Annotated in this window: 24 protein-coding genes; 14 read left to right on the top strand and 10 right to left on the bottom strand. The window is 45.1% G+C overall.

Annotation, left to right across the window (positions count from 1 at the left end; translation table 11 throughout):
• Positions 1-152 precede the first annotated feature (152 nt).
• From NSS83_RS06300 to NSS83_RS06290, 3 genes are all read left to right on the top strand, one after another.
• Positions 153-737: a TetR/AcrR family transcriptional regulator gene (locus tag NSS83_RS06300; protein WP_341347895.1), complete on the top strand. Its 585-nt coding sequence runs from the start codon at positions 153-155 to the stop codon at positions 735-737.
• Positions 738-745: 8 nt separating this feature from the next.
• Positions 746-1,354: an ankyrin repeat domain-containing protein gene (locus NSS83_RS06295; RefSeq protein WP_341347894.1), complete on the top strand. Its 609-nt coding sequence runs from the start codon at positions 746-748 to the stop codon at positions 1,352-1,354.
• A 259-nt stretch (positions 1,355-1,613) separates the two neighbouring features.
• Positions 1,614-2,009, top strand: a complete 396-nt coding sequence (locus tag NSS83_RS06290) for a hypothetical protein (RefSeq protein WP_341347893.1) — start codon at positions 1,614-1,616, stop codon at positions 2,007-2,009.
• A gap of 89 nt (positions 2,010-2,098) precedes the next feature.
• On the opposite strand, the gene NSS83_RS06285 is transcribed toward NSS83_RS06290, so the two are convergent.
• From NSS83_RS06285 to NSS83_RS06275, 3 genes are all read right to left on the bottom strand, one after another.
• On the bottom strand, positions 2,099-3,004 hold the full coding sequence (locus tag NSS83_RS06285) for a serine protease (protein ID WP_341347892.1): 906 nt from the start codon (positions 3,002-3,004) through the stop codon (positions 2,099-2,101).
• 379 nt (positions 3,005-3,383) lie between these two features.
• Positions 3,384-4,163, bottom strand: a complete 780-nt coding sequence (locus NSS83_RS06280) for an isocitrate lyase/phosphoenolpyruvate mutase family protein (RefSeq protein ID WP_341347891.1) — start codon at positions 4,161-4,163, stop codon at positions 3,384-3,386.
• Positions 4,156-5,217 (bottom strand): trifunctional transcriptional activator/DNA repair protein Ada/methylated-DNA--[protein]-cysteine S-methyltransferase, encoded by a 1,062-nt coding sequence (locus NSS83_RS06275; protein ID WP_341347890.1) that lies wholly within the window; start codon positions 5,215-5,217, stop codon positions 4,156-4,158. Before NSS83_RS06275 ends, NSS83_RS06280 begins: the two co-directional genes overlap by 8 nt.
• A gap of 265 nt (positions 5,218-5,482) precedes the next feature.
• Between NSS83_RS06275 and NSS83_RS06270 the strand changes: the two genes are divergently transcribed.
• From NSS83_RS06270 to NSS83_RS06260, 3 genes are all read left to right on the top strand, one after another.
• Positions 5,483-5,866 carry a hypothetical protein gene (locus NSS83_RS06270; RefSeq protein ID WP_341347889.1) on the top strand — a complete coding sequence of 128 codons (384 nt, stop codon included), beginning with the start codon at positions 5,483-5,485 and terminating at the stop codon, positions 5,864-5,866.
• A gap of 139 nt (positions 5,867-6,005) precedes the next feature.
• On the top strand, positions 6,006-6,719 hold the full coding sequence (locus tag NSS83_RS06265) for a response regulator transcription factor (protein WP_341347888.1): 714 nt from the start codon (positions 6,006-6,008) through the stop codon (positions 6,717-6,719).
• A 2-nt stretch (positions 6,720-6,721) separates the two neighbouring features.
• A complete protein-coding gene (locus NSS83_RS06260) occupies positions 6,722-8,044 on the top strand; it encodes a HAMP domain-containing sensor histidine kinase (RefSeq protein ID WP_341347887.1) in 1,323 nt (440 codons plus the stop codon).
• A 71-nt stretch (positions 8,045-8,115) separates the two neighbouring features.
• Here NSS83_RS06260 and NSS83_RS06255 read toward each other — a convergent pair whose 3' ends face one another.
• The 3 genes from NSS83_RS06255 to NSS83_RS06245 form a co-directional block, all read right to left on the bottom strand.
• A complete protein-coding gene (locus NSS83_RS06255) occupies positions 8,116-8,469 on the bottom strand; it encodes a hypothetical protein (protein WP_341347886.1) in 354 nt (117 codons plus the stop codon).
• Between the two features lie 109 nt (positions 8,470-8,578).
• On the bottom strand, positions 8,579-9,391 hold the full coding sequence (locus tag NSS83_RS06250) for an inositol monophosphatase family protein (RefSeq protein WP_341347885.1): 813 nt from the start codon (positions 9,389-9,391) through the stop codon (positions 8,579-8,581).
• Between the two features lie 35 nt (positions 9,392-9,426).
• Positions 9,427-9,975, bottom strand: a complete 549-nt coding sequence (locus tag NSS83_RS06245; protein WP_341347884.1) for a hypothetical protein — start codon at positions 9,973-9,975, stop codon at positions 9,427-9,429.
• Between NSS83_RS06245 and NSS83_RS06240 the strand changes: the two genes are divergently transcribed.
• The gene (locus NSS83_RS06240) at positions 9,961-10,158 is read left to right on the top strand and encodes a serine hydrolase domain-containing protein (protein WP_341347883.1); all 198 of its coding nucleotides are present in this window, start codon (positions 9,961-9,963) and stop codon (positions 10,156-10,158) included. The genes NSS83_RS06245 and NSS83_RS06240 overlap by 15 nt on opposite strands.
• Before the next feature lie 24 nt (positions 10,159-10,182).
• Here the strand turns inward: NSS83_RS06240 and NSS83_RS06235 are convergent, their stop codons facing one another.
• A complete protein-coding gene (locus tag NSS83_RS06235; protein WP_341347882.1) occupies positions 10,183-11,178 on the bottom strand; it encodes a MerR family transcriptional regulator in 996 nt (331 codons plus the stop codon).
• A gap of 78 nt (positions 11,179-11,256) precedes the next feature.
• Between NSS83_RS06235 and NSS83_RS06230 the strand changes: the two genes are divergently transcribed.
• Entirely contained in the window at positions 11,257-12,543 is a 1,287-nt protein-coding gene (locus NSS83_RS06230; protein ID WP_341347881.1) for an amidohydrolase, read from the top strand.
• A 278-nt stretch (positions 12,544-12,821) separates the two neighbouring features.
• On the opposite strand, the gene NSS83_RS06225 is transcribed toward NSS83_RS06230, so the two are convergent.
• Together NSS83_RS06225 and NSS83_RS06220 are read right to left on the bottom strand one after the other, a co-directional pair.
• Positions 12,822-13,043: a helix-turn-helix transcriptional regulator gene (locus tag NSS83_RS06225; RefSeq protein WP_341347880.1), complete on the bottom strand. Its 222-nt coding sequence runs from the start codon at positions 13,041-13,043 to the stop codon at positions 12,822-12,824.
• Between the two features lie 151 nt (positions 13,044-13,194).
• The gene (locus NSS83_RS06220) at positions 13,195-13,419 is read right to left on the bottom strand and encodes a helix-turn-helix transcriptional regulator (RefSeq protein ID WP_341347879.1); all 225 of its coding nucleotides are present in this window, start codon (positions 13,417-13,419) and stop codon (positions 13,195-13,197) included.
• Between the two features lie 112 nt (positions 13,420-13,531).
• On the opposite strand from NSS83_RS06220, the gene NSS83_RS06215 reads away from it, so the two are divergent.
• The 3 genes from NSS83_RS06215 to NSS83_RS06205 all read left to right on the top strand — a co-directional run bounded on the left by NSS83_RS06215 (position 13,532) and on the right by NSS83_RS06205 (position 15,819).
• Positions 13,532-13,804 carry a DUF6809 family protein gene (locus NSS83_RS06215; RefSeq protein ID WP_341347878.1) on the top strand — a complete coding sequence of 91 codons (273 nt, stop codon included), beginning with the start codon at positions 13,532-13,534 and terminating at the stop codon, positions 13,802-13,804.
• A gap of 382 nt (positions 13,805-14,186) precedes the next feature.
• The gene (locus NSS83_RS06210; protein WP_341347877.1) at positions 14,187-14,897 is read left to right on the top strand and encodes a hypothetical protein; all 711 of its coding nucleotides are present in this window, start codon (positions 14,187-14,189) and stop codon (positions 14,895-14,897) included.
• Positions 14,898-15,654: 757 nt separating this feature from the next.
• Positions 15,655-15,819, top strand: a complete 165-nt coding sequence (locus NSS83_RS06205; protein ID WP_341347876.1) for a hypothetical protein — start codon at positions 15,655-15,657, stop codon at positions 15,817-15,819.
• A gap of 14 nt (positions 15,820-15,833) precedes the next feature.
• Here NSS83_RS06205 and NSS83_RS06200 read toward each other — a convergent pair whose 3' ends face one another.
• Complete coding sequence (locus NSS83_RS06200) at positions 15,834-16,175, bottom strand: VOC family protein (protein WP_341347875.1); 342 nt, start codon at positions 16,173-16,175, stop codon at positions 15,834-15,836.
• 275 nt (positions 16,176-16,450) lie between these two features.
• On the opposite strand from NSS83_RS06200, the gene NSS83_RS06195 reads away from it, so the two are divergent.
• The 3 genes from NSS83_RS06195 (at position 16,451) to NSS83_RS06185 (ending at position 18,921) form a co-directional block, all read left to right on the top strand.
• Positions 16,451-17,014, top strand: coding sequence for a sigma-70 family RNA polymerase sigma factor (locus NSS83_RS06195; protein ID WP_341185308.1), 564 nt, complete (start codon positions 16,451-16,453; stop codon positions 17,012-17,014).
• 227 nt (positions 17,015-17,241) lie between these two features.
• The gene (locus NSS83_RS06190) at positions 17,242-17,628 is read left to right on the top strand and encodes a hypothetical protein (RefSeq protein ID WP_341185309.1); all 387 of its coding nucleotides are present in this window, start codon (positions 17,242-17,244) and stop codon (positions 17,626-17,628) included.
• A gap of 96 nt (positions 17,629-17,724) precedes the next feature.
• Positions 17,725-18,921: a hypothetical protein gene (locus NSS83_RS06185; protein ID WP_341185310.1), complete on the top strand. Its 1,197-nt coding sequence runs from the start codon at positions 17,725-17,727 to the stop codon at positions 18,919-18,921.
• The last annotated feature ends 1 nt before the right edge of the window (position 18,922 follow it).

The raw sequence follows: 18,922 nt of genomic DNA, 5'->3' as shown, positions 1-18,922 counted from the left end.
ATTAAACATAATAATGATTCACAGATTGTTTAAGCAACACCTGTTTGATATGATAATAATATTCTGGACTTGAGAGTTCAACCGGCAGAGTTAGCGGAAAGTTGCATAGGCAACACATTGTGAATATTGATGTTTAACAAGGAGATATAGGGATGGTAAATCAGGAAGATCCGAGGGTATTGCGCACACGACAGTTAATTAGAACCGCGTTCAGAGACTTGCTGCAGAGAAAAGGATTTGATGCAATCACCATCAAAGATATCGCTCAGGAAGCAACCATTAACCGCGCCACCTTTTATGCCCATTTTGAAGATAAATATGCTTTGCTGGACGAAGTCACAGAACAGGCTTTTCATGAGAGAATTCCTGAGCAAGTGGCGGATGCACAGGAGTTCACAGATGATATATGTGACCAGTTGATCATAATGACGCACCAATACATCACGGATTTTTACCGGATCTGTAGAATAGATTCCAATCCGATGGCTAAGCTGGTCGATGACAAAATCAAGAAACTGCTGCAGCAAACCATAGAAAGCATATTTGTGAAGGGGGATACCCTCCATGGGATAGACATTCATCGTATAAAAATCATGGCGGCCATGACAGGTTCAGCCATTTATGGCGCTGCGCATTATTGGTTAAATGCCGGGGAGAAGAGCGGGACCCGTGCGCTTACAGACATTGCTCGTCCCTATGTAATGAACGGTCTGGGCAGGGAAATACTCAGGAGGTGAACCAGGAAATGGATCAGTTAAATCAACAGCTATGGGCTGCGGTTCAGCAAGGCGATAGGGATCGTGTGACCCGTTTACTGGCAGAGGGGGCTGATATTGACGCTACAGATTCCTCAGGCAGAACACCTGCAATGATCGCTGTACACACGAATCAATTGGAAGCTTTCAAATTGTTGGTTGAACAAGGGGCGGACATCGATATTCGCGATAACCGCTTAGACAATCCGCTTCTGTATGCGGGCGCAGAAGGGATGCTTGATTTCGTTAAGGTGGCTATTGCCGCAGGTGCGGATACATCCATCCTGAACCGGTTTGGGGGAACGGCACTGATTCCGGCTGCTGAACGCGGTCATGTGGACGTTGTGGAAGAGCTGCTGACCACTTCTGACGTCAATGTGAATCATATCAACAATCTTGGCTGGACGGCACTGCTGGAAGCGGTTCTGCTGGGTGATGGGGGAGAGGCGCATCAGGCTATCGTACAACTGCTGATGGATCATGGGGCAGATGTGAACCTGGCCGATTCCGAAGGCGCTAGTCCGATTGAGCATGCCCGAAGAAGCGGTTATCTGGAAATCCTGGAAATGTTGACGACAAGAGCAGGGAAGAGCGGTTGAATGCTTCGTATATAAGACATTCTAAAGCTCTAATAACCTGGGATACGTATGCGGATGTGGCTTTTATTGTGGATGCCGCACCGTGGCATTTGTGGGTACCGGGCTACAGCTTCAATCTGTGGGCAGGCAAGGACGTTGCCACCGTTCACATTCTATAACGCTATTTTCATATACTTTACTCATACTTGTTCCACAGAATTCCCGCAATCGCCTGCTAAGATGAAGATACTTTCAAAGAAGAGGTGATTGAAATGATCAAATGGACAAGAAGAGTAATCGCAGTATTAGCACAGTAGTAAGTGTAGTGGGCGGCTCCACGAGCGCATTCGCAGCAACGGCGCCTGTTGTGAAATCCGTGAAAGAGGTGAAGGTAACTGCACCAGCGGTGAAATCTTCCACCCCAGTCAAGGTAACTCCAGTGAAAACTTCCACTCCTGCTAAAGCAGTAACCTCTGTGAAGAGTACAGCAGCTACTAAGAGTCCGGTCAAGGCAACAACTCCAGCCAAGCACAAAGCGGCCGTAAAGACAGCCGTAACCGTTAAGCACAAAGTTGCTGCAAAAACAGTCAGAGCCGCCAAACACAAAACAGCATCCAAAGCTGTAACACCTTCCAAATCGGCAAGCAAGATCATCGTGACACCAAAGAAGAAATAATGCAGTCATTGCAGTCTTCCGCAGCAGCATACTTTTAACCACAGAAGGCGGGGCTCGTGAAGAGTCCCGCTTTTGATCTGTTCACCTCACTAACTCTGACCTCCGCCAGCGGCGTGTCCGAAAATAGCTTCTGACAAATGATTGTTCTCTATGAACTGTAAGATAAGCTTCGAACTGGTGGCAAAGGACCGGGGTTCACCAAGGATCGTGGAGGAGATTACGCCGACTATTTTATCGCTCGAATCTATGACAGCACTGCCGCTATTTCCGGGCCAGGTCTGCACATTGAATTCCATGGAGTGGGTGTACACATCAGGTGCTGACGCATTTTTCGATTTGCGGATAACGGCCACATCATCGGCGGTGAATGTTCCGTAGAGCGGTGTCCAGGCGTACCTCTTGGTATTCCCAGTATCTGAATTATCTATGGGCTTGGTAGGATGTCCGATGACCGTCACCTTTTCGTTGGCCAAGGGCTTAAGATTAAACTCCTTGAAATAGCTGTCCTGATAGGCTTTAGGGATTTTGTTAACATCAATCTTCAGCAGTGAGAGGTCTTCCTTAAGATCTGTTGCCACTAATGTGCCAAGCAGGTACCCGTCCGATTTTTGCGCATAAAAGGTGATTTGGAATCGCAATTTCTTTCCATTATAGCTGGCGGGGGCCACGTGGTTATTAGTGACAATGTATCCGCCGGGTAACATGAAGCCTGCGCCAATGCCAATCTTTGTCTTGGTCCCTTGACCAGATAGTACATACTTCTCTATCATAACGATACGTGTCAGATTCTTATAATCACGATAGGCTTCGGCTTGCTTTTCTTTGGATAATGCGGGGTTGCTGGTGTAAGGCCGGACTTTGATACCAGATTTGGTGACCGTCGTGGATGTAATGGATACTTTGCTGACAGTAGAAGCTGCGGCGGTATGGATGCCCAATGTTAGAACCGCAACAGCCAGTAGGCATGAGAGGAATCGGCTAACCCTGCGAGTCATATTCACTCCCCCTTTAGTTCTATACTATTGAGGAGTGAGACATGTTGTGACGGTCAGTCTGCGGATATGTAAGAGGAAGGGTACGAGGTAACTTCGTTCTCGAATGGCCGCACACTGGTGGAGCATGTCCGATTGCCTGATTCCGTGCAGCTCAGCCTTCACCTGATTCATCAGGATGTCGGCGAGCAGCTATTCGGTGGGGCCTCAACAAGCGAGGGGGCGATCCAGAGTAGAGTTAACGACCCTCAATTGGATTACACATATGGCTTTATTGACGTTGGTTCGATTATGATATGGCCCATAATGATCCCCCCGCATGAGATATTTAGGTAATGTCAAAGTATAGTTAAATGCTTCAAAGTAACGTTCTAAGCTTTGTTCACAATTTCTGTAAGGCTAGGGCTCTCATAGTAGCTTGTCTTAATACATCCATCAATAATAAATAGGGATGAGGACCGTAGCTGATGCGGGCGACGCCTAAGGATGCCAGTTTTTGGAGCGAAGGTGAATCTGGGGAAATCATAACATTAACAGGTATTGAAGACTGCTGGCATAATTTCTCGATTAGTATCTCGTTACACAAACCCGGCACGAAAATTCCGTGAGCACCAGCTTCGGCATAGGCGTGTGCCCTTTGCAGGGCAGCCTCCAAGTGAGTTTCTTCGTGGTCATGTGCTGCGGTCTCTAAGAAGATATCGGTTCGCGCATTAATAAAAAGGGGAATCGACGTATGCTCAGCAGCTTCCCGTACGGCTGTGATACGCAAAGCTTGCTCATCTACGGCGTATAATCCCGGTTCATGGATCTTCTGATCTTCAAGATTGATTCCTGCGGCTCCGCACTCGATGATCTGTAACACATGGTTCTTGATATCCCCGGGAGATGCTCCATAACCGCCTTCTATATCAATCGTAACGGGCAGGTCTACGCTATTGCTAATCCGCTGAAGATTGGCTAGAACAAGGTCGAAAGGAAGCTTCTCTCCATCTTCGTATCCATGCGCAGCAGCTACAGACCAACTGCCTGTAGCAATAGCTTGGCCCCCCGCTTCTTGTATCATTTGCGCGCTTCCGGCATCCCAGGCGTTGACGAGGACCAGCGGGCTGCCGCCTCTGTGCAATTCGTGTAACTTCCGTGCCTGTTCAAGTTGATTATTCATTTAGTTGACCTCCGTTTTTCTCGTGATTTAGTAGCCATTCTTTGCGGGCGACTCCTCCGCCATACCCTCCGAGTTCGCCACTGCTGTTAATAACGCGATGACAAGGAATGATGATCGCCAGTTGATTGGCACCATTCGCTTGTGCTACCGCACGGTATGCAGCGGGTTTGCCGAGTGCTAGTGCGATATCGGCGTAAGAACAAGTTTTGCCCGGAGGAATCTTCCTCAACTGTTCCCACACGCTTGTCTGAAAAGGTGATCCCATTAGGTGGAGAGGCGTCAAAAATTCAGTTAACGTTCCCTCAAAAAATCGGCGCAGTTCACTCTCAATAGACTGAATGGGGGGTGTTTGTCCTGGTATAATCGCCGCCTTCAATTTTCTCCGTAACCGTTCAACCTCGCGTTCCAAACCCCGGCGATCTACGAATTCCAGAAGATACAACTCATTATCGTCCGCTATGGCCATCATGGGGCCAAGTTGCGTGTCCAGCCACGATGCTTTAAGAATACGGCTATCCTCTAACCGCGTAGGCGCCGCGCCCATAATGCGGGAGAAGGCGTCCCGGAAACCGCTGCTTGAATCGTAGCCAGAAGCTAGTTGTGTATCGATAATCTTGCCCCCTGATCGGATACTCTTCAATGCCAATCCCATTCGACGGGATCTTGCGTATTCGACGAATGTCATGCCAAAGCGCTTTTTAAATTGACGGCGGGCAGTCGATTCATCAATGGACAGCTCCCTGAAATCTTGTCCCTTCCAGCGCTTTTCCGGGTTTTGCTCAACGGCCTCGACAAGTAGCCTGACGATATCGGAGACTTGATTCGGATGGGACAAGGGCCGGCAGCGCTGACATGGGCGGAAGGAAGCCAGAAGCGCCTGCTGCGCGGTCTCGTAGAACTCGCAGTTATCGTACTTTGGTTTCCTGGCTGGACAAGTCGGACGGCAAAATACGCCGGTGGAGGTGACGCCCACATAGAAGACACCTTCGTAGTCGGACCTTTTCTCGATAAGGGCTTTATAATATTCGGCTTTGCGTTCTTCATTATGGATCATGATCACACCTACATTTTTGGGATGAGTTTAGTATAACCTTTGCTAACAGCCCGCGTAGCCGAAAATCAGGCATCTATTTTGCACATTCTAACCGTCTTTATTCATTCAGTGAAAACTTGCGTTTCAGTCAGCGCGGTGAACCGTATCATAAGCTACCTCCCAAGTACGTTCCGATGTATTCATATACTTTCCACATATTTGTTCCACAAAATTCCCACAATCGCCTGCTAAGATGAAGATACTTTCAAGGAAGAGGTGACCTGAGATGATGAATTGGACAAAGAAAGCATTGTCAGTGTTGGCGGTAGTAAGTGTGGTGGGTGGCTCTACGAGCGCCTTCGCAGCATCGGCACCCGTAGTGAAATCAGTTAAAGAAATTAAGGTGACAACGCCAGCCGTGAAGGCTGCAATACCAGCCCAAACAGCGACTTCGACTCCAGCGAAAACATCAGAAAAGAGCACAGCAACCGTTAAGACGCCTAGCAAAGTAGCAGTTAAAACAGCAACAACTGCCAAACACAAAACCGTAGCTAAAAAAGCAACAACAACTGCCAAACACAAAGCTGTAGCCAAAAAAGTATCCCATGTTAAACACCATGCCGCAGCTAAAGTCGTGAACAAGACTACTGTGGCACCAAAAAAGAAATAAGAAAACCTCATTACATTTTTAAGGGAATAACAGAATAAACACCTTGAAAGGCGGGGCTAATTAACAGTCCCGTCTTTTCACTATATATGTTACCCTGTAGGATATAAGCTAGAATTAGGACGGTAAAGGGGTACACACGATGGCGAAAATAGTAGTCGTAGACGACGATCTTTTCATTTTACAGCTGCTCTCGGAATATTTGCGTAAGGAAGAGTACGAGGTAACTTCGTTCTCGAATGGCCGCACACTGGTGAACCATGTCCGTTCCGAGCATCCGGATTGCCTGATCCTTGATATTATGATGCCCGGCATCGACGGGCTGTCTCTGCTTACCGAACTGCGGACTTTTACCGAGTTGCCTATTATTATGATCTCTGCGCGGGGGGAAGAGAATGACCGGATTCAAGGGCTGGAGCTGGGATGTAGTGATTTTCTGAGTAAGCCGTTCAATCCGCGTGAGCTGGTGGGCCGGGTGAAGTCGATGCTGCGTCTGGCTAGAGCGAGTAATACTACTGCCGAGGAGACCTCCCAGTTGGTGACTGCGAAGCAAGTCTGCAAGTCCGGGAATGTGGAGATTGATGCGGATTACCGGAAAGTGAAGGTGAATGCAGAGGAAGTGAGCTTGACCTCACGGGAGTTTGATCTGCTGCTCTTTCTGGCCTCCCATCTGGAAAGGCCCTTTGGGCGTGAGCATCTGATCCAGCAGGTGTGGGAATATGATTTTTTCGGGGATGTCCGGGTTGTAGATGATGTGGTCAAAAGAATCCGTAAAAAGCTCGCCGAGCACCACTCCACGCTTCTAATTGATACAGTGTGGGGCTTCGGATACCGTGCAGCCGTGCGGAAGGTGTAGCCATGCGGACCATTCGAGGTAAAATGCTGTTCTCGGTCTGCATTGCCATGCTCGTCACTGTAGCAATTACGGTGATGCTGTTCGTGCGTCTAATCGACGACATCCTGATGAATCAGGTGAAGGCTGAACTGCACGGACAGGTGGGGAAGGCGCAGAAGCTGCTCAGCGACGGTGACCTCAACAATCTGAGCAGCACGCAGTTCAAGTATGTCGTCAAGGGACTGATGATGAACGCGGACTATATGATACTGGATGCAGATCAGAAGATTATTGACGCTAGCAATGAGAAGGAGGAAGGCAAGCAACTGCACTACACGCCTACAGGGAAAAAGGGAATCGCTCTCCTGCACGGCAGAAAGGTCCTATATGCGCAGGAAAAGCTGAGGGGGTTGTCCGATGAAATCTTCATCTATTCGCCGCTGTCCTCGCTTCGAGCCCTGTACGGCTCTCTAATGCGGACCACCTTGCTGTCTATCGGAGCCAGCTTTGTGGTGATTCTTGCCATCGGGTTATTCGCCGTCTCGCGGGTGGTGCGGCCGCTAAACCGGCTGAAGGAAGCCGTTGGACGATATGAGCCTTCCTATGCGCAGGGCAATCCTTTTCCGCAGGGGGACCGGACCGAGATCGGGGAGCTGATGACCACCTTCCAATCCATGTCGGGGCGTATCCAGCAGCATCAGCGGAACCAGCTTGAATTCCTGCAGAATATCTCACATGAGCTCAAAACCCCCCTGATGTCCATCCACGGCTTCGTGTTCGCCATTCAGGATCAGGTGGTCACGCAGGAGGAAGGCCTGGAGGTAATCACCACCCAGTCGCAGCGCTTGATTGATATGGTAGACAAGCTGCTCCAGCTCTCCCGGCTGGAAGCCGTAGACGAGCATTGGCCTGCAACCGCCGTTGACCTGCGGACTATGGCCGAAGAAGCCGCTATGCTGCTCATGCCGGAGGCCAGCCAGCGGGACCTGAAGCTCACCGTGGAAGGGGAGAGCCTGCAGGTTACGATTCCCGGTGAACAACTGTTCCGTATCCTGGTCAATCTATTGCAGAATGCGGTTAGGCATACAAAGGATCGGGTGGTTATCCGGGTAGAGCCGGAGGTTCCGGGAGCTGCGTGGGCGATCCATATTGAAGATAACGGCCCGGGTCTGGCCGAGGAGGAGCGGGAAGCCGTTTTCGGGCGTTTCTATACCGGAGCTAATGGAGTAACTGGCCTCGGGCTAGCCATCTGCCGCCAGATTGCGGCACGGCTGAACGGGGAGCTGACCTATTCCCGCTCAGAGCTGGGCGGGGCGCGGTTTAGTTTTAGGAAGAAGATTGGGTAACAGCATTATTTTCACCGGCACTCTTCATACCAATTATCTTCAAGATTTTGAATAGTATCCTGTAACAAGTACTAATCGCCGGGCATGTGCCAACCCGTGCCCTCATCCCAAATAACATCCGTATCATCTAGATGCACATGCCAATCCCCGTTAGAAATTCTTCTTCTAATATCCGTCAAACAGGTCAACCAATAAAACAGCGCATGCAATGTATCTTCAAAATTGTCTGATAGGGGCAGCTTTGTTGCACCTGCAAAGATTACTGTTGGTTCATCCTGGTCATAGTCATACACATGAAATGTTTCTCCAATATCCTTCATCTCAAAATCCACATTGTATTTATCAATAATGGCCGTAATCTCTTGCTTCTCACTGCCCGTAAGGTTATGATTTCTCGTACATGTGTAATAAATAGAAATCCCCATGCTGTATTCCTCCATTATAAAAAATAATCACTCAAGAACTTATATCCTCTTTATTATGCCATATTAATCCAATACAAGTAAATTCTCATTGCATTAATAGCCCACTCTATCAAGTAGATTCCATTCGCAATAACGTCAAGAGATCCTCGCAGATTCCAGGTGTCGTGAATACAACCTCTTCACCATAAAGTTCTACAGGGATGTTATCTGGCACCGCTTGTACATGGCAAGTCAATGCTCCCGCCTCCCGTGCAATCAAACCAGCAGCGGCTACGTCCCACGGTGATAGACTTTCTGTATGAGCATCTAACTTTCCGGAAGCCACATAACAAATGTCTACTGTTGGTGCGGCGAAACGCCTAATGTCACGACAGTTTTTTCTGAGCCGGTTCACTCTTTCAATTGCTGGCTGAACTTGAGCTGGATCATGCGGGAAACCTGTACCAATGACAGCATCTAGTAGTGAAGTGCATTCACGAATTCTTAAAAGCTCACCATTGTAATAGGAGCCTTCTCCTTTAATTCCTATATAGGTACTATTCAAATCGGGTGCATACACGGCTCCTGCCAGTACTACGCCATCAAGGGCAAAAGCCAATGATATGCCGTAATGCGGCAGGTTCCGGGCAAAATTAACTGTTCCATCTAAAGGGTCAACCACCCAAACCGGACCGTCAAAATTGAACTTATCCCAGTTATGTACTCCATCTTCTTCCGAAAGAATTCGATGACCTTGAAATGTCCCCTTTATGGCCTCTTGAATGATTCTTTCCGACAGCAAATCAGCTGATGTTACGAGTTCCCCTGCATCCTTGTAATTCACTTCAATTTTTTCACGGTTACGCAAATCGGAAATTCTGTCACCTGCTTTGGTTACGGTCTGTTCTGCAAACAACGCTAATTCTCGAAGGTCGAACTTCATTTCGTTCCCATTCCTCCTTATGGTGCGTAATTTTTTCAGACATAGATCATATTCCATTCGATCTCATAAAAACGTTTCGCAATATTCGTTGCATTCGTCTGGCAATCAATGGTACCGTCAACATGTATTACAGGACACGTTAGGGTTTCCGCCCATCGTTCAATTTTTGACAGCGAACGCGAAGCCACGAAATCGATAAATTTCAAATGCTGCTCGTACATATCACCACCTTTGCGTATGCGTTCTCCATGTTGGATAAACGCACGTTGCTCTATACGTTTCATACGTATTTCAATTGGTGCTGAGATAAATACGGCGAGGTCATAAAACTTAGGAATTGTGTCGCCAAAATCACCCGTGACAGCAGTGAGGATAAACGAACGATATTTCTCAATATCGGAAAGCATTAAACTCAAACAGTTCTCATAAGGACGTACTGCGGTATATGGAATTTCTGATTTTTTAAAGTGGTAATCCTCGTGATCCATATGCTTAAAGTTCAATAGGTGCGCCAGTTCACATCCAAGTGTAGTCTTTCCGCTTCCATTTGCCCCGAATACAATTATTCCATGGGGTTTATTCATTTTGCTACCCTCCATTTTAGGCCTGTCACTGCAGAGTCGCTCTTTGAACTCGGTTCAACGACCAAGGCCGTTACGGCTCTGGCAGAGTTTTTGCTACAGAACCAGGGAACTTTGGCTTATACCGATGATGTCCTGAAATATCTACCAGGGTTTGCTTCAACCTCGGACCTAGCAGTATGGTGAACATTGACGCAGGGGTAAGGTTTTTTACCGGATTGGTACTGCTAAAACAACATGCAACAATCGATTTACTTTAAGGTGTTTCGTGATGCATCCGCTATCCTCTAATAAATCAATGAGCTTGGGGAGTAGAATAGAATCCTCATCACCTTCATGCGTTGTGCTTCCTTCCCCGTCAATCATCAAATCGGCGATGCAGATCCGTCCGTGAGGTTTTAAGACCCTGCGCATCTCCTGAATAGAGAGCAGCATTTGTTCGCTCGTCAGATGATGCAGGGCAAAGCTCGAAACAATAAAATCAAATTTCCCGTCAAGGTACGGCAATGCCAGGAAATTGCCAAGCTTGGTCTCCATCTCTGGAAATTTACGCTGGCACTCCTTTAGCATTTCGTTGGACTGATCCACCCCAGCCATCACCACGCCTTCATGGATCAGTCGGCCGGCTAAATTTCCCGTACCCGTTCCAATATCCAAGCCCCGTTCTCCATGGATGGGCGAAACCCATTTCACGACGAGGCGCAGCGCCTCATCATAGTCCCCATATTTCCGTGTGTCCTCTTGAACCAACTGATCGTGAACGCCGGCCAAACGGTCATACCCCCACTTATCCTTCCATGTCCGTTGTTCTCTCAGTCTTCTCGAACCCTCCGCCAGAATGTAAATGTCGTCAAGCGGAAGGGTATGATCTTTCTTAAGGGTTTCAATCATTTGGTCTGTTGTCTCGATAATCTGCTGCATTTCGACCCACTTGGTGAACATGACGGATCGCTGGAGTTCCAATAAATATCGTAATTGACTGTTTCCTTGGTCTTCGATATCCAGTAGTGCTGTCCGAATCTCACTAACCGGCATTCCTGATTCCCTGAGTGCAATGATCGTCTGCAAGCGCCAAATGTCTTCTTCGTCAAACCTCCGATACTGATTGTCATCTTGTTTGGAAGGAGCAATAAGACCTTTTTCTTCGTAAAACCGAATCGCGCGCTGCGATATTTTCAGCATATCAGCGACTTCTTTTATTTTCATGAGACAGACCCCTTTATGTTCTTGACCCTCACTCAACGTCAAGGTTTAGTATAAACCCTAGAAAAGGAGGCTGTCACGATGAAGACGTTAATCAAAGGCGCGACCATCTTAACCATGGGAAACGAGGAACCATATATCGGGGATATTCTCATCGACGGGGACCGCATAGCGGACATTCAGTCCATCATCTCCACCGGGGCAGATGTGGTCATTCATGGCGAGGGTATGGCAGCAATGCCTGGGCTAATCAACGCTCACCAACACACACCTATGAGCTTGTTGCGGGGATTTTCCGACGATTTGAAGCTTATGGATTGGTTGAACCAGAAAATGCTCCCTGCTGAAGCGCGAATGACTCCAGAGGATATCTATTGGGGAGCGAAGCTCGCGATGGCGGAAATGATTAAATCGGGTACGACTGCCTTCGCCGACATGTACATCCATATGAATGAAATCGCGGCAGCAGTAGAAGAGGTCGGTATGCGGGCTTCTTTAACGCGGGGGCTCACCTTCCTCGAAAATGACGGAGGGCGGCGAATGTCGGAGGCGCTCGATCTTGTTCGTCACTGGAGCGGTGCAGCAGAAGGCAGAATCACGACCATGCTGGGGCCGCATTCCCCTTACACAGTTCCTCCGCAGCCCTTTAGAGAGATTATCGACTGGGCGGAGCAGGAGAACATTCCGATACATACTCATTTGGCCGAAACGAAAGAAGAAGTCATTCAGATACGGGAAAAGTATAATCAGACCCCAACCGAATATTTGTATCACCTCGGTCTGTTTGAACGGGCACATGTGCTCCTCGCACATAGCGTGCATCTAAATCGCCGTGATATTGTGTATTTGAAAAGTATGCGGGGTGGCGTGTCCCATAATCCAGTAAGCAATCTCAAGCTTGGCTGCGGCATAGCGCCGATCAAGGATATGGCTGACCAAGGGATTACCATTGGTTTAGGCACGGATGGGGCGGGCAGCGCCACCACGTTAGATATGTTCGAGGAAATCCGGGCTGCAACATGGCTGCAAAAGTTGGATTACGGGGACCCCACGAAGCTTCCCGCTATGGATACTCTTCGCATGGCGACGGCTGGAAGTGCGGAATTGCTCCGCATTGCCCATGAGGTGGGCACATTGGAAATCGGGAAGAAGGCAGATATCATCTTGATTGATATGAGAAAACCGCACTTGCAGCCTATACACAACATCCATTCACTGCTCGCATACAGCGCTAACGGAGCGGATGTGGACACCACCATCGTTAACGGAAAAGTGTTAATGCAAGGCCGTCAACTGCTCACCATTGATGAAGACGAGTTATTGGAGCAAGTGTCGCTGCGCTCTAAGCGTATCGTTGAAGGCATCTAATTCCTTTATAGATTGAACTAATGATTTTTATATTTCGGGATGGACTGTGATTAAACCGCTTGTAGCGGTAGAGAAATCAGGTGAGGAGGACGCTACCGCTCCTACAGTTCCGAAATTCCCCTTCGCCACTGTTCCCTGTCTGTTTTTTCAAGTTCAATTTATATAGGTAATAGCTTCTTTTCATGAAAGTCTATTTCCTTTTAAATGGAAGGGGTAATGCAAAAATAAAAAACAAGTTCATGTGCTTCTTAGCATGAACTTGTTTAGGTTGCGGATTATTATTTTCTTGAAGGATAACGCTTAGGGCTATCAGTCTGCCCCAAGATATAATCGATACTAACATTATGAAAAGTAGCCAACGTAATTAGAACGGCACTTGGAACATCTAAATTTCCATTCTCGTAGCGGGAATAGGTGGCTTGCGTAATGTTTAAAAGCTCAGCCATTTGTTGCTGTGTCAGATCCTTATCTTCGCGTAAGTCGCGGATTCTTGTATACATTGCTCATCACCCAAGCCAAGTTTACGGTATACGTAAAATGCATATTGTTATTTATGCGGTTTTCGCATAAAAATTATGCCTGACTGAGTTTTAGTATACGAAAGTGCTGTTTTGGAGTGATTGCTCACATGAAGTTCATTTCTGATCCAGATTAATCATTTGTAGGAGGATAACGCTTAGGAATAGTAGTCTGCCCCAGAATATAATCAACACTAACGTTATGGAAATTAGCTAGCTTAATCAGAACGGCACTAGGAAGATCTAAAATCCCATTTTCATAGCGAGAATAGGTAGTTTGTGTAATATGTAATAGATCAGCCATTTGTTGCTGTGTTAGATCTTTATCTTCGCGTAAGTCGCGGATTTTTGTATACAATGCTCTTCACCCAAGCCAAGTGTACTTTATGCGAAAATTGCATATTGTAATTTATGCGGTTTTCGCATAAAATTAATTCATGTTAGGGGGAAAGTCCACAGAAGGAGGTCTGATGATCATTATTTTGGAGGATTTTTATTACGGCAAAATGCGTCCGAATGAACTCAACAATACATGCAATCCTGAGGTACAGAAGATTGATCAAAATATCATTGATTTATTGCAGGTGCTCAAAGAAAGACTACCCGAAGAAGATTTCAACCAAGTGGAGCAGCTGTATGATTTGCAGAGTGACGCAAATTCTTTACAGTCGGCTTTGTCTTTTATTCAAGGATATAAAATAGGTGCGTTAATGATGATTGAGGTGTTTAGGGGGGAGAAGTAGTTATTAAAAGAAGGCAGAAATAAGGTGGAAAGGGACCGGAGTGCAATGCGCTTCGGTTTTTTTGTTGTTATGGAATTATACAATGAAAAAAAGTGGATAACTTCGATTAAATCGAGGATGAATGTGAAACCATGCCCTTACGAGGTAGGCAATACTGTATTTATTTTATGAAGCAGTGGGTTGAAGATAATTTCATCGATCAAACCATATTTAAAACGAAGACTTTCTAATTTAAGGTGTAACCTTTATGCTATCCGAATAATGAACAGCTGGCCAACTATTTATTCGAGAATCCGAAAGAACCGGAGAAGGAATTACATGAAACCCAAATCAGTTAACATGCGTATAAAAAATATAAAACTGTATTAATGGGAGAATGCTAATGGATCCGTTCACAAGGAAATATTTGGCGCTACAACGAGTAAATAAGGTCGTAAGTGAATATCGGAAGGCAGCAAGAAATCTAAGGCATAGATATAAAACTAAGAAAACAACAATAATAGAATGGGTGGTGTGGGGAAGTATCATCAGTGGTGTCGCTCTGGAAGTATGGGCAATGGCTTCTCAATGGGATTCAATTACATGGGCTGTGGTTGTTTCTGTTTTGTTGTTACTTGGTCTTTTTCTGCAGAGATATGCGACCTTCTTGATATATCATAATGTTGCAAAAGATCCTTCCTTTAATAAATTACTACCTGATAATCCGCTAAGATTATACTTTGAAATAGATAGGCATCCGATTTTAGTTGCTTATCTGGCTAAAGAACTAAATCCGACTTTGCTAACCATGACAGTTCAAGAGAGAAAGAAATTGTCGGAAGACTTTCTGAGATATTCGGAAAGGTCGAAAAAGAAAGTAACTTTCACGATTGCTGTTACAGGACTTTTTTTATTTGCTCTTTGGGGTGCATTTCTACAAGGCGCAATTGGCCTCGAAACAACTCTTATCGGTATTATAAGTGCAACCTTTGTTTATAGCTTGCTATCAATAATTATTGTACTCTTTACGGTCTATAATCGTTTTAACATTGATCGTGTGTTTTTAAAAACTGCCAATGATTATCAAATTCTAGCAGAATTGCTGGAAGATTAATTTAAGGTATTTAGAATTATAGATTGAGCTATTAACACAAAGAGAGTATAGCTAAAGAAGCTGAACATAAAATGATTGCTATACGATGGACAAGCCCAGTATTACCCATTTTAAAGTAAGAAAAAGTTGTAGACAGGTCTTTGGATTCTATGGCGTTGGTCAGCTAATATCTGTGCAATTATTAAACAATAGAGGTATGGATTATTTGGAGGGGATCAGAGGGAACATTGGTAACATGAAATGTTACCAATGTGGTGAGAAATTACCCAGCAAAGGAAAAGAGCATATTTTCAACTCAAGTTGGACAGGCAAAAATAAAACAGGTTCATTAATCTGCGATGAAAGTAATAATTCGTTTTCATCTACTGTAGATTGAGCTTTTAAACCCCATCTCAAATTTCTTATGAACTTATCGAAATTAAAAGGGGAACGTCAAAAGGAACCACCAGAAATAAAAATTATCGAAGATTTAAACCTGCTGCCTGGCGGAGTGCAGGTTATATTGCCTGAATTTTTTCCTTACGAGGAAGACGGGATTTTTACATTTTAATGCAAATGCATCAAGCAAAACTGAATTACGACAGTGGATATTGGTAGACTATTACAGTTCACTCCACCACTGTATCAATGCCGTTCAACTCCACTTTCGACCTTCCTAACTATTTAAGCATTCCAGAAATAAAAAAATCATTGAATTTGTTATTCCTTGCTGATGCTTAAATTGCTCGCATCATCACTAGAGGAATCACGCCCAACGATGAGTTATGGGATCAACTTTGAGAGTGAAGCAGAAGTGAAAGGGGCATACGAAATGCTGGCGAAGGGCGGCACGGTTCTATTTCCGTTAGGCGCCCTTCCATGGAGCTCCTGCTGTGCAGAAGTCGTCGATAAGTTCGGTGTGTACTGGTATATCGCTGTATAGATCTAGCCTTCAAGCTACCTCTGCTCAATGAAGCTTACGGTATTCCCGTCGGGATCAAGGAACCAGAACGAGTAGGCGCCCCACGGTCTGCGCTCAGGTGGAGAGGTGATCCCGATGCCGGGGATGGCTTGCATTAGACGGTTATATTCAGCCAAGACATCATGGACATAGAACATTAGAGACATATTTTTGTCATTGACCACGTTCACTTGGCCCGGATTGTAGACCGCAAGCTGGGCGCAGTCAAATCCGTAATGCGTTCCTTCCACAACCGGAGACTCCTTAAGCACGATTTCATAAAATTCAGCCAGACGCGGCGCATTGTCAGTGAGGATACAGACTCCACAAAGCTTCATACGTATACCTTCTTCCTTATTTTGGGGGATACAGGTTACGCTCATTATCACAAATCTTGTTTAGGATCACAAGTTACTCATGCTAATAACATACTTACAGCGAATAACCGGGGCGCAAATTGCTTCGGTTCTTTGTCGATCCTAGGCGAACGGGGGAGGCAGTGTATCATATTTATTAGTGATTGGTATTTTTATTCCATTAAAGGAAGATTATTTAAAGATTAAGAGGTATAATAATATTTAATTTTAAAATTCATTTGCATAAGGAGGAAAAAATGCTTCCTTTACATGTCATCTCAACTTTAGAGACAGAAGAGGATAAAAAATTCATAAGCGAATTATATCTACAATATTACCCTTTAATGAAGAAAAAGGCCTATGAGGTTACATACGATTACAATGTGGTCGATGATCTGATTAATGATGCTTTTATAAAATTGATTGAAAGAATTGAAACTTTATCGCTACTTGAGGGTTCCAAAAGGACTACATACATTGCCTACACCATAAGAAACATTTCTATTAATTATATTAAGAGGCGAGCTAAAAAACATAAATATATGTTTCTGGGGTTGTCAGATGAAATGATAGAATCTATTTCCGATGTCAATGCTACAGTAGAAGAGATTAGTACTGCTAAAGAAACAAACGAAGAAATTGCTAAATTATTGGAGCAGTTATCCGAACGTGACAGATACCTACTCTATCATAAATACAACCTAGAAATGAGTGATAAAGAGATCTCTCAAGTTATGGACATCCCGGTAAATAATATTAGAGGATATTTAACCCGTGCCCGGCGGAGAGCTTTAAATATACTGAAAAATGAGGGGCTATAATATACCGAATAACACCTAAAGAGATTTACATGAGAATAAACAGATGAGAATATCGTCCAATATATGTTTTTTTTAGCGAAAAGTGTTGCAGAAACAGATTAGGATTGTCTATATATTTAAGGAGAATAGTTCCAATTAAGGTGGTCATAGTTAACTTGGATGAATGCGAGTTAAGTACAAGTTAATTTATTATATGACAAATACTATAGTACGGAGGGAATGTACTCATGAAAAAGCGCATTGTCAGTTCCGTTCTTGCTTTGCTTCTTGGTGTTGGTGTACCTACTTCTGCATTTGCCCTTTCTTACGCCTTCTATTTACAGCCTCCTTTTGTCGGCAGTTTGGTTTCTACTGACTTACACAGAGTGGATACAACGAATTCAGCTTATGTGAATCCAAGTTATTCAGCAACACCGACTAATTATTTTTTATCGCCACAGCCTTATAGTTCTATTAATGCAACCAACATAGTGACGAATGTATCTACGGCTGGATATAGAGGACTATCTTACAACTCCGGTTATGGTGGACAAGGCACCTATTATGCTTTGTCAGCATATCCTTCTAATTTTGATTTCATCGACTACTTAGTTGCCGGTACGTGGTCCCCGTAAGTAGCACAAATACGAATGTTTTGGCGTTCTAAATGCAGGTGTACTCGCTACCTGCATTTCTAACATAATCTTTGTCTAAGGAGGGTCTTCCTTACGATGAGAAAACAGCTTTCATCACTTATAATAAGTATAATTCTTTTACTTTCTATTACTGCTTGTAAAGATTCCTCTGACTCTAATAAGCTATCGGAAGGAGTAGACCTGAGCACCTTTTTGCAAACTGCAACCTTACCCAACAATCTTACGATTGCATTTGATGTGGCAAGCGTTAAAGATAGGTCCAGTGCTAAAACATTTAAAACCGGTATGTTGGAATTAGATCCTGACATGGTTAAAAGAGGTCTTTTACTCAAAGAAGTCGTCGCATCGGAGTTACAGGCAGTCGGACAGTGGGTCCAAACCGGAGACAACTCTTTTGCAGAATACCTTACCGTATATGACGGAGGAAAAGCATTCGGTAAAAAAGTGGATGTCAACGGGGGACTATCCTATACAGTACAGCTCAACAATCAAAAAGAGAAGTATCCCTATGTGATCGCCAAAACAGTGGGTCCTCCAGACATGAGCGAACAGCTATTAAAAAGCAAATTACGGAGTGATTACGCTTCCACGGCCGATTTGTCCTTCATGAGTTATACGGATGCGTTAACAACAGTCAAAAAGAAACTGGAATCAATCGGTTTCCCGCCGCTTATACTGGCTGAAACCTATTCGCTTGATTTAGACACGATGCGCAAGCATTACGCACTTTATTTAGAGGAGAATAAGAATCAGGACAATCTGGAACAAGTGAGCTTTTCGAAAGAGGACGAGGCGTACGAATTTCACTTTTTACAACAGATAGATGACATTCCTTTCGTTCCTGTACCTTGGGAATGGAAGAAGGGAACAGCAAATGGCCCTGACGGAAATATAATGAAGAATTCTATAATCAGCGTAACCTTCACCAAAAACGGAATAATAAGTTTAATTGCTCAGAATTTATTTGACATTGAAGGTACAAAGGAAGCCGAAGAGAAGCCGCTTATTGGTGCTGCCGCTGCTCTGGAGGTGCTGTTCAGTGACTACAAGGAGCTGCTGCTAGATGAAGGGACGAAGATAGTGTCTGCTGAGCTTAATTACGTGTCTATGCCAGACGACCAGACTTATCAGCTAATACCAGCGTGGGTTTTCCAGATTGCCAAGCCCGTTGTATGGTCTGATCCCAATAACCAAACAACGTTACCTTTCGAGGACTATAGCAAATTTGTAGTCAATGCGATAACTGGTGACAAAATTTCAGGGATGAGGTGAC

It is taken from the genome of Paenibacillus sp. FSL H3-0469 (assembly GCF_038051945.1).
GTDB lineage: Bacteria > Bacillota > Bacilli > Paenibacillales > Paenibacillaceae > Paenibacillus_AQ.
The sequence above is the reverse complement of the archived record's forward strand: the minus strand, read 5'-3'. Positions and strand labels throughout refer to the sequence as shown.

Bases quoted from the DNA above. Each gene is read 5' to 3' on its own strand.
- NSS83_RS06260 (WP_341347887.1), top strand. From the start codon at position 6,722: ATGCGGACCATTCGAGGTAAAATGCTGTTCTCGGTCTGCATTGCCATG.
- NSS83_RS06210 (WP_341347877.1), top strand. From the start codon at position 14,187: ATGGATCCGTTCACAAGGAAATATTTGGCGCTACAACGAGTAAATAAG.
- NSS83_RS06270 (WP_341347889.1), top strand. From the start codon at position 5,483: ATGATGAATTGGACAAAGAAAGCATTGTCAGTGTTGGCGGTAGTAAGT.
- NSS83_RS06240 (WP_341347883.1), top strand. From the start codon at position 9,961: ATGGGGTTTATTCATTTTGCTACCCTCCATTTTAGGCCTGTCACTGCA.
- NSS83_RS06185 (WP_341185310.1), top strand. From the start codon at position 17,725: ATGAGAAAACAGCTTTCATCACTTATAATAAGTATAATTCTTTTACTT.
- NSS83_RS06280 (WP_341347891.1), bottom strand. From the start codon at position 4,163: ATGAATAATCAACTTGAACAGGCACGGAAGTTACACGAATTGCACAGA.
- NSS83_RS06265 (WP_341347888.1), top strand. From the start codon at position 6,006: ATGGCGAAAATAGTAGTCGTAGACGACGATCTTTTCATTTTACAGCTG.
- NSS83_RS06205 (WP_341347876.1), top strand. From the start codon at position 15,655: ATGAGTTATGGGATCAACTTTGAGAGTGAAGCAGAAGTGAAAGGGGCA.
- NSS83_RS06300 (WP_341347895.1), top strand. From the start codon at position 153: ATGGTAAATCAGGAAGATCCGAGGGTATTGCGCACACGACAGTTAATT.
- NSS83_RS06250 (WP_341347885.1), bottom strand. From the start codon at position 9,391: ATGAAGTTCGACCTTCGAGAATTAGCGTTGTTTGCAGAACAGACCGTA.
- NSS83_RS06285 (WP_341347892.1), bottom strand. From the start codon at position 3,004: ATGACTCGCAGGGTTAGCCGATTCCTCTCATGCCTACTGGCTGTTGCG.
- NSS83_RS06295 (WP_341347894.1), top strand. From the start codon at position 746: ATGGATCAGTTAAATCAACAGCTATGGGCTGCGGTTCAGCAAGGCGAT.
- NSS83_RS06190 (WP_341185309.1), top strand. From the start codon at position 17,242: ATGAAAAAGCGCATTGTCAGTTCCGTTCTTGCTTTGCTTCTTGGTGTT.
- NSS83_RS06235 (WP_341347882.1), bottom strand. From the start codon at position 11,178: ATGAAAATAAAAGAAGTCGCTGATATGCTGAAAATATCGCAGCGCGCG.
- NSS83_RS06275 (WP_341347890.1), bottom strand. From the start codon at position 5,217: ATGATCCATAATGAAGAACGCAAAGCCGAATATTATAAAGCCCTTATC.
- NSS83_RS06255 (WP_341347886.1), bottom strand. From the start codon at position 8,469: ATGGGGATTTCTATTTATTACACATGTACGAGAAATCATAACCTTACG.
- NSS83_RS06245 (WP_341347884.1), bottom strand. From the start codon at position 9,975: ATGAATAAACCCCATGGAATAATTGTATTCGGGGCAAATGGAAGCGGA.
- NSS83_RS06230 (WP_341347881.1), top strand. From the start codon at position 11,257: ATGAAGACGTTAATCAAAGGCGCGACCATCTTAACCATGGGAAACGAG.
- NSS83_RS06215 (WP_341347878.1), top strand. From the start codon at position 13,532: ATGATCATTATTTTGGAGGATTTTTATTACGGCAAAATGCGTCCGAAT.
- NSS83_RS06200 (WP_341347875.1), bottom strand. From the start codon at position 16,175: ATGAAGCTTTGTGGAGTCTGTATCCTCACTGACAATGCGCCGCGTCTG.
- NSS83_RS06225 (WP_341347880.1), bottom strand. From the start codon at position 13,043: ATGTATACAAGAATCCGCGACTTACGCGAAGATAAGGATCTGACACAG.
- NSS83_RS06195 (WP_341185308.1), top strand. From the start codon at position 16,451: ATGCTTCCTTTACATGTCATCTCAACTTTAGAGACAGAAGAGGATAAA.
- NSS83_RS06290 (WP_341347893.1), top strand. From the start codon at position 1,614: ATGGACAAGAAGAGTAATCGCAGTATTAGCACAGTAGTAAGTGTAGTG.